The following is a 12,257-nucleotide window of genomic DNA, read 5'->3' as shown; positions in this document are numbered from 1 at the left end:
ATTATTAGATGTAAATTAAAAAAGTCTTTTTTAAAAAATAAAGGGGGTGTGAAATGTCTACGAAAATCTATAAATTATTACATAATAAAAGCCACAACTCATATGAGTGTGACTTAAATGTTTTTATTCAGCTTCAGCCTCGAAGCGTAAAGTGATTAAAACTCAAATGAAACCATAAGATATCTAGCAGGATTTATTTTCCTAGATTTGAAATTGTTATATCAATTTTGTTTCTTTTTGCAGTGTTTAAAGCGTTGCTTAGTAAATCTAAAAAAATTGTACCTGTTGGAGTAGCATGATAATTGGCTAAACTAGTTATTTTATTAGGGATTTTATTTCCCCAAGGTGGCTGTTTTTCCATGTGCTCAATATCCCAAATGACTTCTGCAGGAGGTAATTCACTTAAAATTTTTCTTATCTCTTCTACATTTTGAAGTGCTTCTTCTGTGTCCTCCCAACGTAACTTGTCGAAATATAAATTCTTCATTAATAGTGGGTACTTAGTGCCCCAACCTTCAGACTCTGTATGATATGACATGGTTGAAAAAAAGCTATGTAAAAAATCAGGGTGTCCTGTTTCATAGAAAAATATATCTACTTTAAATCCTACTGCCATTAATATCAATCCTCTCGTTTAAATATTACCTCGGGTGTTTCTTTAGACTTTTCTCTTATTTTTCTTACGATATCAAATAAAGCCTCTTCAGGAACAGTTTGTCCTCGTATATCAATGATGACAGTTTGCTTTGTACCTATAGGTAAATTATCAACCCTATCATTAACTTGTTTAACAATAACTCTAACTAGGTTACTTCTTTTTGATGAAGTAGACAAGTCATAATTTTTCACTTCCAAGCTGTGATCCTTTGTGTAAAAATCAGGTCTTGTACTACCTTTTGTAACTTTTGAAACTTCTTCTCTATCTTTAAAAGCAACTTGGTCGTCATAATTAGGATACTCCTTACCTACGTCAAGTTCTGATTGTCTCCAAGATGGTCTAGCAAACATAAGATAACCGCTTAAATAATTACCCCAATTTCCTGATGGTGGAAGTGTGCTTACTATTGCTTCACCAGTGAGACCAACACCTGCAAAAGCAGGTTGTAAACGTGGTGGAAAAGCTTCAGTTACTTTGTACAAGTTTGCTCCTCTAGCAAGTTTAGAAGCCTTATCAAGACCTTTCCCACCAAGTAACCCTAGACCGACTGATGTTACTAAATAAGAACCCCATCGGAATCCACTTTCGACATCACCATGCCAAACGTCATTCATAAAAGAATCTGAGAAAGCGTTCCACATAGCAGGAAGAGTCTCATCATAATTGACAACAGCATCCCACATGTCTGACCATGTTTCACCGTCACCTAACGCTTTAAATCCTTCCCAAGCATCTCCAACACCTTTTCCTGCACCATCATAAAGACCATCCCAAGCTTTCTCTAAATCAGATTTTGGTTTGCCACACATTGCACCTTCTTCAATTGAATTATCAGCCTGACGATTCCTATCTTCTGCAATCGCTTGAATTGAAGTCGCCCACTCCATATTTAATCCTTGTGTACTAAATGTACCACTTGCTGGACTAAAACCTTTCCCACTTTGGACTTCAGCAAGACCCGTCGCAATGCTAGCGGCTAATTGAATTGCTGTACTATAGTTATTGCTAGATGTTTGGTTGAACTGATACAAATGATCTAACTTTTCTTGAAGTTTGCGCCTCATGGCAATAAAAAGATTTACCATAGCATCCATACCTGGGATTGGCATAGCTTGACTGATAGCTTCCATACTTGCCTTCATTCGGTCAATTTCTCGAATTTGTTCTAATATTTCTTGTTCGATTACATCTGTCGAAGCGACCTGTGATTGAAATTGATTTGGAAAGGCATCATTCTGACGAATTAGTTCTTCACACAAATAAATGATTCCTTGTGCTAAAGGACGAAAAGTTTCTGCAAAGAATGCCTTTGCACTGTCATATGTTTGCCCTTGTAGAACAGTATCACTGGTGAAAGCATCAATCGACTGAATAGCTTGTTCCATACCTTGAATAGTAGCGGTACAGAAAGCATTCATACTTTGTGTTTGAGCCCGTACTTCTCCCAGATACATATTTAAAGACATGAACTTTCCCTCCCCTTTACAAGGAAATAATACCAATTTAAGGGAAGGGTTGTAAATGGAATATTCTCATAAATTCATGATCAAAGAGGTACTTGTTCATTAAGTTCTTTAAGCTCATTCGGATGCTCGGGTGATGCAGGGGTTTTTAAGGTTGAATGTAAATAGAAAAGGGGAAGGTATAGTTTATGTACAAAAGAATACGTTGTAAAAATAATATTAACAAAAGGAGAGTATAGGAAAGAAAAATGAGTTATGGGATAGAGCGTAGTATGTTTCCGGTGTTAGAAGAAGAGGGGAATTTTTATTAATGTGAATAAAAAATTGATGAAATTCTAGAGAGAGGGTTAATTTTTATTAACTATAGACTTGCAGTTCTTTTTTATTTTGTTACATTGTTCCGTTTCTATACATATACCGGCTATATTCAATAAAAAAAGCCCAGGCCCCTTGATAAACAAGGTTCCTAAGGCTTTTAATAATACTCTTTGCAGAGTACCGAGATTAACGAGAGTAGAACTCGATAGTCTAAAAAAGCCTTATTATATCAGTGTTTAAAGTAGGTTTATTATTAACTAGCCCCCAAATTAGCCCCACTTTCTGCTAAGCTTTGACTAAATAACTCTACTGACATAGATTCCATTTCCTTTAATACATGGCCATAAATTTCATAAATCATTTGTGGAGTATTCCCTAAACGTTCGGCAATTACTTTCACATTTAAACCTTGATTTAATAATATGGTGCAATGTGTATGACGTAAGCTATGTATTGTTATCGATTGAGAATTTACTAAGAAAAATACCAAATCAAGATGTACTTGCATCTTAATAATAAAAAAGCTTACTAAATTATATAATCAGTAAGCTTTTTTATTTAGTATATGTTTATTTATTACATAAAGGTGTAAAAGAAGGTACACTGGATAAATTTAGAAATGATAACTCTAATGTTGTATTAGCATTGAAAAGAAATACTAACATTCGAACAAATAGGACAATATAAAATGAATTAGATAATGAAGAAAGCCGCTCGTTTTTCCGGGGCGGCTTATGCTTTACATATTTTATTTTTCTTCTTCTTTGTAATTCAATGCAATCTCTACTATTTCTTCTGGTGTTAAATCCCTAAAATCCCAAAAGATTATATCACTTGGAGCGGGATGAGGCACACCGCTATTATTAAATTGGTTTACGTATTCATTAAGTTCTTCTTCAGGTAATTTAGGGTTACAAATCTTTGTTACAAGTTCAATAAGTTCTTCTTTTGCCATTTTGAGTGCCATACTAACCATCCTTTCATAATCATTAACCTTTTTTACCGAAATGATATGAACGATCTAAAACATTTTGATGCATTTTAGGAGAAACAATTATTAAGTTATCGAGATTGTATACATCTCCACCCTGGTGAATTGGTTGTTTATGGTGCAAAATATATTGATTGTGCTGACCATACTTCTCAGATAATGGAGCGAATGGAGCTTTACCCTCTTTCATAAGGTTTATATTTCTTTGGTTAAACTCTTCCGCATAGTTTGAATCAGCAACTGTTTTCCAAAACTCTTTTCTAAAATCATCAAAAGAGTTAAAATTTTTTCCAATCAAACTATCTCGAATTTCTTGTGGAATAACACCAATTGAACCTTTATTATACATTAATTTCTTTTGAGTCCCTAAACTTCGTTCAAGATTAAAACTTGAAGTTACTGTTCCTGGAGAATTTCTTTTTTGTGCACTTGAAATCGTAGTCTTTGCAAAATTATAATAGGCTTGATTCAATTCATTTTGAGGTATCTTGGTTATGATAGCTCCACCAGAGAAAGCATAAGAAACATCTTTCTTAAAAGATTGTAAAATCTCAGATGCTTGCTTCATTTCTTTTATTAGCGTTACTCCTTTTGTTAATGTACTTGCTCCACTTGATGCTTTTACTCCTTTTATGACAAGTCCTGCTTTACCTAGTCCCTTGTCGGCGATTAGACCGACACCTATTTGGGTTAATGCATAAGTAATCCATTGTGTACGGCTCACTGCATCTCCATTTATCATATCTCGTTTCACGGTACTTGAAAATGCATGCCACGTATTTTTCGCCGTTTCATCCAAATGTAAAATCGCATATGTAACATTAATAAAAGTTCCTATATCCATATTCCTTATATTCATATTACTTAAAGTTTCCATAGACTTGATTTCATCTTCAACAGCTTTCCCTGTTCCGATTACAGTACCATTCCACATCTTTTTTACTGTTTCGAACATTTTAACTACATCATCTACCTTAGCGTCCCAAGCCTTTTTGATCGGAGATTTCTCTTCTATCCTACCGCACATTTCTTCAGCAGTAATTAAATGATTAGCTTTTCGGAATTTCTCTTCTGCAATCGCTTGAATTGAAGTCGCCCATTCCATATTCAATCCTTGTGTACTAAATGTACCACTTGCAGGACTAAAACCTTTCCCACTTTGGACTTCAGCAAGACCCGTCGCAATGCTAGCGGCTAATTGAATTGCTGTATTATAGTTATCGCTAGATGCTTGATTAAATTCATATAGATGCTCTAGCTTTTCTTGCAGTTTACGCCTCATGACAGCAAAAAGATTTACCATAGCATCCATACCTGGCATTGGCATAGCCTGAATGATTGCTTCCGTACTTGCTATCATTCGGTCAATTTCTCGAATTTGTTCTAATATTTCTTGTTCGATTACATCTGTCGAAGCGACCTGTGATTGAAATTGACTTGGGAAGGCATCATTTTGATGGATTAGTTCTTCACATAAGTAAATGATTCCTTGTGCTAAAGGACGAAAAGTTTGTACAAAAAATGATTTTGCACTGCTATATGTTTGTCCTTGTAAAACAGTATCGATTGCAAAAGCGTCAATCGACTGAATGGCTTGTTCCATACCTTGAATGGTAGCGGTACATACTGCGTTCATACTTTGAGTTTGGTTTTGTACTTCTCCCAAATACATATTTAAACTCATGAATTCCCCTCCTTAACAGGCAAATCATACCAATTCAAAGGGGGAACTGTAAATATTCCATTGTAATGAACTTATTAGAGGTATCAGCGTATCTCAAAGAGAACTTATCCATATTCCAAATGAAAGGGTGATTCGATGATTATCAGAGAAGGTATTGAAGTCACTAAAATAACTTTAGATGGTTATGAATTACCGATTCCAGAAGGGTATTCTGAGTTCTTACTTCGAGCTGGATATTGGAGGTGTGGTGAAGGAGAAGAAGAATCGTCAAATGATGTTGAAATCCTAGCGAATTATGATAAAAAAGCTGTTTTGAAAGATGGTCAATTACGGACTATATTCACTTACAAAGGAAATAAAAAGAAAAGGGGTAAAAAATCATGAATGAAAGAGTGAGTTGCTCTTATGAAAAGAAAAGAATGAACTGTGTTGGATAATTCATCAAGTAAAAAAGCGAACGTATAAGGAAAATATTCGTTCACTTTTTTACTATTTATAAATGTAATTCATAATTTCCGTCAGTACTATCAGGTTTTCTAAATATTTCCTCGAATGGACCAACTTTTTTGGAAAAGCCATTTTTTAATGCAAAGTGGTAACCTTCTTCAGTCATAACTTCTTGTAATACTAATCGTTCGAATCCTTTTTCTTTAGCGAATGTTTTAAACCATTCAAGAACAATACTTCCTTTACCTTGATTACTTGGGGTAATGTTTATAGCGGTAATCGCTAAGTATGGATTGGAGGAAAACTCGCTTCTAAGGTTAATGGTGACTTTAGATTTTTTAGAAGAAATATCTAAAGAATACTTAGAAAGACCTTCTATGAACATTATTTCATCTTGTACTAATTTGTTTAATAACATCTTTAATTCTTGAAAGTCTTGTACATGAAGAGGGATCTTGTTGAATTTTTCTTTCAAAACAATTAACTCCTTTTATCATCTGTTTTTTGCACTTATCCATTTCTATACACACGCCAGCCATTATATTTTTTTGTCCCAAACTAGCCCCAAGTACATACTTTTTAATGCTTTATTTTGCATTATTAGTGAAAAATAAAAAAAGCCCAGGCCCCTTGATAAACAAGGTTCCTAAGGCTTTTAATAATACTCTTTGCAGAGTACCGAGATTAACGAGAGTAGTACTCTACGATTAATGCTTCGTTGATTTCAGCTGCTAACTCAGAACGCTCAGCGTGACGAGTGTAAGTAGCTTCTAACTTATCAGCATCGAAAGTTAAGTATTCTGGTACGAAGTTGTTAACTTCGATCGCTTCTTTAACAACAACAAGGCTGTTAGATTTTTCGCGAACGCCGATAGTTTGACCAGGTTTAACGCGGAAAGATGGGATATCTACGCGAGCTCCATCAACCGTGATGTGACGGTGGTTTACTAATTGGCGAGCTGCACGACGAGTGCGAGCTAAGCCCATGCGGTAAACTAGGTTGTCAAGACGAGCTTCAAGAAGGATCATGAAGTTTTCGCCGTGCTTACCAGGCATTTTACCTGCTTGGTCAAATGTGCGACGGAATTGACGCTCAGTCATGCCGTACATGTGACGAAGTTTTTGTTTCTCTTGTAATTGTAAACCGTATTCTGAAAGTTTCTTACGTTGGTTAGGACCGTGAGGACCTGGTGCGTAAGGGCGTTTTTCTAATTCTTTTCCTGTGCCGCTTAGAGAGATTCCAAGACGACGAGACAGTTTCCATGCTGGACCTGTATAACGAGCCATAGTTGACTCCTCCTTCAAAAATGTTTTTATTTTCGTAAAATAAAAACAGACGTAATCGATATTTACGGGTATTTTGTTTTCATGTACCTTCGCTCCAGCAGCAGGGAGTTACGAGATACACCTCCGCAGAGGAACAAAATACAAACGATAAACTCATATTACAAGGCTGCCTTTTTATTTTACACAAACGCTATTATATCTTTTACCTACAGTTTCGTCAAGCGACTCCCTTTTTGTTTTATGCAGATAAATTTTGGAAATTAACAAGAAGGAATTTAAAACAATATGAAAGAAGAGATAGAAACAGAAGTAAAACGCTTACATAAAATGTAGTAAAAACGTTCATCAGATTTTTCTTGGTGGATATGTGGCAATAAAGACATAAGGGGGATGTTTTTATGAAAAAGAAACATATGGAGACAGCATTAATTCATCACGGATATGAATCAAATGAAAATAAAGGGAGTTTAACGCCACCTTTATTTCAAACTTCTACATTTACGTTTGAGACAGCACAGCAAGGAGAAGCGAGTTTTGCGGGAGAAGATCCATCTTATATTTATTCAAGGCTTGGGAATCCAACTGTGAAATTATTTGAAGAACGTATGGCTGTTTTAGAAGGCGGAGAGGAAGCGCTGGCGTTCGGTTCAGGTATGGCAGCCATTTCAGCAACGTTAATCGGTTTTCTAAAGGCTGGAGATCATATTATTTGTTCAAATGGATTATATGGATGTACGTACGGTTTTTTAGAAGTATTAGAAGAAAAATTTATGATTACTCATTCGTTTTGTGATATGGAGACAGAGACGGATATTGAAAATAAAATTCGTCCAAATACAAAGCTCATTTTCGTTGAAACACCGATTAATCCAACGATGAAATTAATTGATTTAGAAAAGGTGATCGGGGTAGCGAAGCGTAATGACTTGCTTGTTATTGTCGATAATACGTTTTGTTCACCTTATTTACAAAGACCTCTTGAGCTCGGTTGTGACGCCGTCGTTCACAGTGCGACAAAATATATTGGTGGTCACGGGGATGTTGTAGCGGGTGTAACAATTTGTAGAACGAAAGCGTTAGCTGACAAAATCCGTCCGATGCGAAAAGATATCGGCGGTATTATGGCGCCGTTTGACGCGTGGTTATTGTTACGCGGATTAAAAACATTAGCAGTAAGAATGGATCGTCATTGTGATAATGCGGAAAAAATTGTATCGTTTTTGAAAAATCATGAAGCGGTAGAAGGTGTTTGGTATCCGGAAGGGGAATTAGCATCTCGGCAAATGAAACGAGGCGGGGGCGTTATTTCTTTTTCAATTAAAGGCGGGAAAGAGGAAACACAGTCGTTTATCAATGACCTCCATTTTATTACAATTGCTGTAAGTTTAGGTGATACAGAAACATTAATTCAGCATCCAGCGACGATGACGCATGCAGCTATTCCGGCTGAGCTAAGAAAAGAAATGGGTATTTTCGATAATTTAATACGCCTATCTGTCGGTTTAGAATCATGGGAAGATATCGTTTCTGATTTAGAACAGGCACTAAAGAAAATATCTACGGTTAGTAATCAATAAAAAAGAGTGAGCTATCGGTTTCGTACGTTACGTACTTAATCGATAACTCGCTCTTTTCTTTTTTTAAATATGTTTTAGGAGTGTTTCCACAAACTTTTCTAAATAATGCTGATCTACTTCATCGAAACGATTTTTTTCAGGACTATCAATATCAAGTACACCAATGATATTTCCTTCTTTCATAATCGGTACAACGATTTCAGAATTAGAGGCACTATCGCAAGCGATATGTCCTGGAAATTGGTGAACATCTGCTACAAGCTGCGTTGTTTTTGTTTCAGCTGCAACGCCGCAAACACCGCGTCCGAACGGAATACGCACGCAAGCTGGCATTCCTTGGAATGGTCCAAGAACAAGCTGATTTCCTTCTGTTACATAAAAGCCAACCCAATTAACGCGATCTAAAAATTGATTTAATAGTGCCGACGCATTTGATAAGTTTGCGACTACGTTCGATTCGCCAGTTAATAATGCATCCAGTTGTTTAATTACTGTCTCATATTGCTTTTCACGAGATCCTGCATAACTTTCTTTTGTAAACATGGAAACAACTCCCTTTTTATCGAGATATGTAAAATGGTAGCAAAATACGATGTATTTCACATGACTTTGTCGATAGAAAATTAAAGGAATTTGTCTTAAAAGTCAAGAAATTTAAACTATAGCTGTTCATTGAGAGGAAGTGAGCGCATGAAGCAGACGAAACAAAAGGTAATTGATGCGGCAATATCGTTGTTTAATACGAAAGGGTATGACGGGACATCGGTGCGGGACATTGCAAAGCGAGCGGATGTGAATGTAGCGAATATTTCATATTATTTTGCTGGAAAGCAAGGGTTATTAGAACAGCTTATTACTGATTTTTTAGAAGGATATATTCATGTAATTGAAACGTCATTTGAACAGAGGGAATATTTATCGGCTAAAGATGTGATGGTGCAAATGGTGCGCGGGATTTTACGATATCAATTTGATAATAGAGAACTGACACGTTTTTTTTATAGAGAGCTTTCGCTTGATACGACATTAATTCGTGAAGTGATGACCGTTTATTTTTCTAGAGAAAGATATTATATAGAGCAAATCATTAAACAAGGACAAATGAAGCAAGAATTTAAAAAGGTATCCTTTACAATGTTTATGACGCAATTAAAAGGCATGATGAATATGCCGTTTTTATATCCACAATATATATCAGAGGTGCTACACTCATTTCCATCCGAGACGTTTTTCTTAGAAATGTATACGAAGGAAATTGAGCAATGGATGGAACGAACATTATATAAAGCGAGTATGTATTATGAACTGCCAAGAGCTGTTCATATGTGAAAAACCCCCACCTAACGAATTGAGGTGGGGATTTTTATATGTTGTTTTCTTTGCTATAAATTGTTGCATACTAGCGCAATAATTGTGAATGAGGCGCCGGCAATTTCTATGTTATCGACAGTATAACCTTGAAACATAAAACCGATAAGTGCAAGTACAGGAACTAAATTCATAAATAATATGCCGTTATATAGTTGAAACATCTTATGCAGAACCGATGCTTGCAATGGTAAAAGCTGGCCTTGGTATTACTTTAATTCCGGAAATGGTGGTAGAGCAAGCGGTAAGGCAAGGAAATGTCACTTGTGCGCAAAATTTATTTCGCATCTCATATGAAAGAGTGCCTGTTATTACAATCATTTGAGGATAGGTAGTTAAGTAAGCGGAATATTAAGAAAGATTACATTTACATTTAAAGAAACATGAAATTTTAAAAAAAACTAGGTCAAAAACACGTCATTACATGGTATGATTAGAACATTGTTAGTTGTTAAATATAGGGGAATTCCCTTTTTATACATAATGCCTTCCATTTCATAAACGGAACGGACAAAAAAAGAGATATAACTTAGGAGGCTTTTTTGCATGGATTCTATCCTGACGATCGTTATCATTGTAGTAAGCTCTATTCTAGTGCTGCTCATGATAGAGCTTGTGATAAGAAATCGTTCATATAAAGATATTGAAGCACTGGAGCAGTGGAAACAAGAGATAAAAGATAAACCTGTGGCAGATGAACTAAAGCGGGTAAAAGATTTAAATATGACAGGTCAAACAGAAGAGCTGTTTGGTAAATGGCGTGAAGAGTGGGATGAAATTGTATCAACAACTCTTCCGAAAGCTGAAAAAGATTTAGGGCAAGCGCGAAAATTCGCCTCGCAATTCTCCTTCCGCAAAGCAAAGCATGCGATGAAAGAATCCATAAGTGGTTTAGATGACGCTGATAATCGTATTACAGACATTTTAAATGAATTACAGCAACTGTTAGAAAGCCATGAGAAAAACAGCTCGGAAATTGAAGGGTTACGTGATACATATCGTAGTATGAAAAAGAGCGTTCTTGCTCATCGACACATGTATGGAGCAGCTGAGCAAAAAATTGAAGAGATGTTAGATGTTGAATCCGAGAAGTTCAAAACTTTTGAAGAGGCAACTGATAATGGTGATTATTTAAAAGCGAGAGAAATTGTTATTAGTTTAGAAGAAGGTTTAGCAAGTTTAGAAATCGTTATTCATCAAATTCCAGATTTATTGGTAGAGTGTCAAGCGACATTACCAGTTCAGCTGGAAGATTTATTACAAGGCCATGATGATATGATAAGACAAGGCTATGTATTAGAGTATTTGGAAATTCCTAAAGAAGTCCGCGATATGACGACACAACTACAAACATGTTTAATGGATATACAGGAGCTTTATATAACGGAAGCAGCAGAAAAAGTAGAGGACTTAAAAACTCGTTTAGACAGTTTTTATGATCAACTTGAACAAGAAGTGCATGCGAAACACTATGTGGAGCAAAAAACACTGTCTGTTTATGAAGATTTAGAAGAAATTCGTACAGAAACAATTGAAACGAAAATAGAAACACAACTTGTGAAACAAAGTTATCAATTACAAGACAAAGACATTGAGTCACAAAAAGTAATTGAAAAGCAAATGCATATTTTAATGAAACGTTTTGAAGTGTTGCAAATCCGTGTTGCTGAACAAGATATTGCATTCTCTATTATTCGTGAGGAACTAGAAGAGGTTTATGAGCAATGTGAAACTTTAAAAGTACTTCATGCAGAATATAAAGAAATGCTGCAAACGATGCGCAAAGAGGAATTTGAAGCACGTGAGAAGTTACAAGAAATGCGAAATACAATTTTTGAGACGAAACGTTTTATGCAAAAGTCGAATTTACCAGGTCTTCCAGAGAGTATTATGGAAGATTTACAAAAAGGGCAAATGGCGATGCAAGCTGTGTATGAGCAATTAGAAGTAAAGCCGTTAAATATGAATACTGTAAATAGCAGTTTAGAAGAAGCATACACAGTTGTGAATGGTGTATCTGAAATGACGGAAGAATTAATTGGACAAGCGTATTTAGTTGAAAAACTAATTCAATACGGTAACCGGTACCGCAGTCATGATGAGAATCTTGCAGAAAGCTTAAATTATGCGGAGAAATTATTCCGTGAATATCAATACGATGCAGCTTTAGAACAAGCGGCTTCTATATTAGAGCAACTTGAACCTGGCGTTGTTCAAAAAATAGCTGAATATGTAGACAATGAGCAAACCCTTTAATAAAGGGTTTGTTTTTTTGTGTAATTTTGAAGTCGATGTTGCTATAATGAATAGCGGAATACAGTAAGGTCGTTCGTTTCAAAATAAAGTGAAACCGTAAGTGATGGGGTTTCATCCACCACTAATTATTAATCTTCACCACTCAGTATGCCTGCAAATGGCGGGGGGAAATGTACACTTTTATATAAAAACGGAACCTTTGAGTAGT

11 protein-coding genes and 3 pseudogenes are annotated in these 12,257 nt (G+C 35.7%); 5 read left to right on the top strand and 9 right to left on the bottom strand.

The features are described 5' to 3' along the window. Window positions 1–193 precede the first annotated feature (193 nt). From JTF23_RS08265 to JTF23_RS08245, 5 genes and pseudogenes are all read right to left on the bottom strand, one after another. The gene (locus tag JTF23_RS08265; RefSeq protein WP_002015572.1) at window positions 194–616 is read right to left on the bottom strand and encodes an immunity 70 family protein; all 423 of its coding nucleotides are present in this window, start codon (window positions 614–616) and stop codon (window positions 194–196) included. Between the two features lie 5 nt (window positions 617–621). Continuing rightward, a complete protein-coding gene (locus JTF23_RS08260; RefSeq protein ID WP_204208484.1) occupies window positions 622–2,124 on the bottom strand; it encodes a T7SS effector LXG polymorphic toxin in 1,503 nt (500 codons plus the stop codon). 568 nt (window positions 2,125–2,692) lie between these two features. After that, window positions 2,693–2,902: pseudogene (locus JTF23_RS08255) on the bottom strand (tyrosine-type recombinase/integrase); the annotation flags it as partial. A gap of 285 nt (window positions 2,903–3,187) precedes the next feature. Then, entirely contained in the window at window positions 3,188–3,406 is a 219-nt protein-coding gene (locus JTF23_RS08250; protein ID WP_204208482.1) for a bacteriocin immunity protein, read from the bottom strand. A 22-nt stretch (window positions 3,407–3,428) separates the two neighbouring features. Next, on the bottom strand, window positions 3,429–5,114 hold the full coding sequence (locus JTF23_RS08245; protein ID WP_204208481.1) for a T7SS effector LXG polymorphic toxin: 1,686 nt from the start codon (window positions 5,112–5,114) through the stop codon (window positions 3,429–3,431). Between the two features lie 135 nt (window positions 5,115–5,249). Here JTF23_RS08245 and JTF23_RS08240 point away from each other — a divergent pair, with 135 nt between their 5' ends. After that, the gene (locus JTF23_RS08240; RefSeq protein ID WP_204208480.1) at window positions 5,250–5,498 is read left to right on the top strand and encodes a hypothetical protein; all 249 of its coding nucleotides are present in this window, start codon (window positions 5,250–5,252) and stop codon (window positions 5,496–5,498) included. Window positions 5,499–5,607: 109 nt separating this feature from the next. Here the strand turns inward: JTF23_RS08240 and JTF23_RS08235 are convergent, their stop codons facing one another. Beyond that, window positions 5,608–6,036 (bottom strand): N-acetyltransferase, encoded by a 429-nt coding sequence (locus JTF23_RS08235; RefSeq protein ID WP_204208479.1) that lies wholly within the window; start codon window positions 6,034–6,036, stop codon window positions 5,608–5,610. 209 nt (window positions 6,037–6,245) lie between these two features. After that, a complete protein-coding gene (rpsD, locus tag JTF23_RS08230; RefSeq protein ID WP_204208478.1) occupies window positions 6,246–6,848 on the bottom strand; it encodes a 30S ribosomal protein S4 in 603 nt (200 codons plus the stop codon). A 398-nt stretch (window positions 6,849–7,246) separates the two neighbouring features. Here rpsD and megL point away from each other — a divergent pair, with 398 nt between their 5' ends. Then, window positions 7,247–8,425: a methionine gamma-lyase gene (gene megL, locus JTF23_RS08225; protein WP_002112279.1), complete on the top strand. Its 1,179-nt coding sequence runs from the start codon at window positions 7,247–7,249 to the stop codon at window positions 8,423–8,425. 63 nt (window positions 8,426–8,488) lie between these two features. Here megL and JTF23_RS08220 read toward each other — a convergent pair whose 3' ends face one another. Then, complete coding sequence (locus tag JTF23_RS08220) at window positions 8,489–8,968, bottom strand: GAF domain-containing protein (RefSeq protein WP_204208477.1); 480 nt, start codon at window positions 8,966–8,968, stop codon at window positions 8,489–8,491. A 147-nt stretch (window positions 8,969–9,115) separates the two neighbouring features. Here JTF23_RS08220 and refZ point away from each other — a divergent pair, with 147 nt between their 5' ends. Next, window positions 9,116–9,754 carry a forespore capture DNA-binding protein RefZ gene (gene refZ, locus JTF23_RS08215; protein WP_002160225.1) on the top strand — a complete coding sequence of 213 codons (639 nt, stop codon included), beginning with the start codon at window positions 9,116–9,118 and terminating at the stop codon, window positions 9,752–9,754. 53 nt (window positions 9,755–9,807) lie between these two features. On the opposite strand, the pseudogene JTF23_RS08210 reads toward refZ, so the two are convergent. Further along, a pseudogene (locus tag JTF23_RS08210) lies at window positions 9,808–9,942 on the bottom strand (EamA family transporter); the annotation flags it as partial. 8 nt (window positions 9,943–9,950) lie between these two features. Between JTF23_RS08210 and JTF23_RS08205 the strand changes: the two are divergent. Both JTF23_RS08205 and ezrA read left to right on the top strand, forming a co-directional pair. Continuing rightward, window positions 9,951–10,128, top strand: a pseudogene (locus tag JTF23_RS08205) (LysR family transcriptional regulator); the annotation flags it as partial. Between the two features lie 211 nt (window positions 10,129–10,339). Next, entirely contained in the window at window positions 10,340–12,049 is a 1,710-nt protein-coding gene (gene ezrA / locus JTF23_RS08200; protein WP_002160226.1) for a septation ring formation regulator EzrA, read from the top strand. Window positions 12,050–12,257 lie beyond the last annotated feature (208 nt).

Origin of the sequence: Bacillus sp. RIT 809 (genome assembly GCF_016892495.1) — a bacterium.
Classification (GTDB): Bacteria; Bacillota; Bacilli; order Bacillales; family Bacillaceae_G; genus Bacillus_A; species Bacillus_A cereus_U.
This window is presented reverse-complemented; position numbering and strand designations above follow the sequence as displayed.

Excerpts from the sequence above, each read along its gene's own strand:
- JTF23_RS08250 (WP_204208482.1), bottom strand. The coding sequence starts at position 3,406 with ATGGCACTCAAAATGGCAAAAGAAGAACTTATTGAACTTGTAACAAAG.
- JTF23_RS08220 (WP_204208477.1), bottom strand. The coding sequence starts at position 8,968 with ATGTTTACAAAAGAAAGTTATGCAGGATCTCGTGAAAAGCAATATGAG.
- JTF23_RS08245 (WP_204208481.1), bottom strand. The coding sequence starts at position 5,114 with ATGAGTTTAAATATGTATTTGGGAGAAGTACAAAACCAAACTCAAAGT.
- refZ (WP_002160225.1), top strand. The coding sequence starts at position 9,116 with ATGAAGCAGACGAAACAAAAGGTAATTGATGCGGCAATATCGTTGTTT.
- JTF23_RS08240 (WP_204208480.1), top strand. The coding sequence starts at position 5,250 with ATGATTATCAGAGAAGGTATTGAAGTCACTAAAATAACTTTAGATGGT.
- ezrA (WP_002160226.1), top strand. The coding sequence starts at position 10,340 with ATGGATTCTATCCTGACGATCGTTATCATTGTAGTAAGCTCTATTCTA.
- JTF23_RS08265 (WP_002015572.1), bottom strand. The coding sequence starts at position 616 with ATGGCAGTAGGATTTAAAGTAGATATATTTTTCTATGAAACAGGACAC.
- megL (WP_002112279.1), top strand. The coding sequence starts at position 7,247 with ATGAAAAAGAAACATATGGAGACAGCATTAATTCATCACGGATATGAA.
- JTF23_RS08260 (WP_204208484.1), bottom strand. The coding sequence starts at position 2,124 with ATGTCTTTAAATATGTATCTGGGAGAAGTACGGGCTCAAACACAAAGT.
- rpsD (WP_204208478.1), bottom strand. The coding sequence starts at position 6,848 with ATGGCTCGTTATACAGGTCCAGCATGGAAACTGTCTCGTCGTCTTGGA.